General features: G+C 41.2%; 2 protein-coding genes. Both read right to left on the bottom strand.

Translation table 11 applies throughout. The annotated features are described in order from the left end of the window. On the bottom strand, positions 1 to 183 hold a 183-nt coding region (locus tag BMX56_RS30440; protein ID WP_218152515.1), incomplete at its 3' end, for a hypothetical protein. A gap of 13 nt (positions 184 to 196) precedes the next feature. After that, positions 197 to 1,435 carry an IS4 family transposase gene (locus tag BMX56_RS29775; protein WP_090653368.1) on the bottom strand — a complete coding sequence of 413 codons (1,239 nt, stop codon included), beginning with the start codon at positions 1,433 to 1,435 and terminating at the stop codon, positions 197 to 199. Positions 1,436 to 1,506: the final 71 nt, after the last annotated feature.

Below are 1,506 nucleotides of genomic sequence, written 5' to 3'. Positions count from 1 at the left end.
CATAGCCGTCAACTTAAGCACAGAAGCCCCAATAAACGCAGGACAACCATAATTTGAACAGAGCGTAGTTTGCCGTAAAGGCAAACTATGTATTTTTGCGCTCATACTATTTTTATCATTTTTAAAGGCGGGTGGTTTAGCAATTGGCCCGCCTTTGCTTTTTAATACTTTAATATACGTCATATTTATTTGACTATCAAATACTTAATATAATTTCTTCTATTTTTAACCTACCTTTTCGTTGTTCTTTAAGCAGTTTTGTTATAGGTACTCTGCTCACCAATTCAATCCAGTTATCGTTAATTTTCCATACTTGCTGACGTAATGCCTCGCGTGTAGAAGCTATCATTCCATACATCTTTAGCAAACTGATCTGGCCAACCTTACCTACAGACATCGTGATCTTCCAGCCAAGCATTACCCAGATCAATTTGCCGTAGAGCTTGCACCATATCCGGTGTACACAACCTGTGCCCATCACGTGTAATTTCATCAATGATTTCCAGGCTTTAAAAACCAGTTCGACCTGCCAGCGCAGGTGGTAGAGCTTTTGTAGTAACAATGTTTCGTAAACATCCTTATCAAGATTCGATATAATGAAGTTGAAACCTGCCCGTTGTTTAAACCGGTCGGAAGTTGTTAGTCCTTTCTTTTTATTGTACTTATTGACCCTTTCGATCCGGGATGCCTTTACTACCTCATCTACCGGCTCGATAATGAGCCGTACCGGTAACTTTTCCTTACCGATGTAGACCTGCATATCGGTTATACCTCTTATCAGATCGAGATCTAATAGTTCATAAAACCCGTTACATTGCGTATAAACCAGTGTTTGAGGGTTTAATTTATTGACAAAAAAAGCAGATTGTTTGTCGATATTGTTCATATAACCGATATGGGCATAGCCTAAGTCCCGTAAATAAAGTTCTCCGGATCGAACCTCCTGCTGGTCTCTGCGGCTTTCGCTTTGGTCATTCACCCTGGCAGCTGTTAATCCGATACTGGCCTTGCCGCTTTTAAGGCCAAATTCGAATTGAACAGCCGCACCAGCCTTCATTCCCGAACCGGCAAGACCGGGCAGTTCTTCCACCATACAGTCCGGCAAAGCAAAACGTGTTGCGTCTTTAATAGTGATGTCAAGACCTTGTATCTCCTGATCGGGTAATTCGACTGCTATCAGGGTCTCGAATATCTGCTTCATAAAACTAACCATGTCTTTATTAAACTTTTGATGCAGGGCTTGTTTCGAGATGGACAATCCGTGTCGGAGCGTTAATTGCATACTCATCCCATTCAGAGATTCGCCGGCATCAAACATCAACAAATCAGCCAATTGACTGCCGGTAATCTTTCGTACCCGTTTTATCGCTCCCGATGTCTTAGCAAGTTTATCCAAAACTCCCTCATTAAATACCTCTGAATTAAGCCTTTGCAATAATTGACTCAATTTTGATGTTTCGATTCTTGCGCTTAAAACATTTTTTTGGGCTTAAATTGACGGCTATG

This window comes from Mucilaginibacter sp. OK283, assembly GCF_900110415.1.
Classification (GTDB): domain Bacteria; phylum Bacteroidota; class Bacteroidia; order Sphingobacteriales; family Sphingobacteriaceae; genus Mucilaginibacter.
This window is presented reverse-complemented; position numbering and strand designations above follow the sequence as displayed.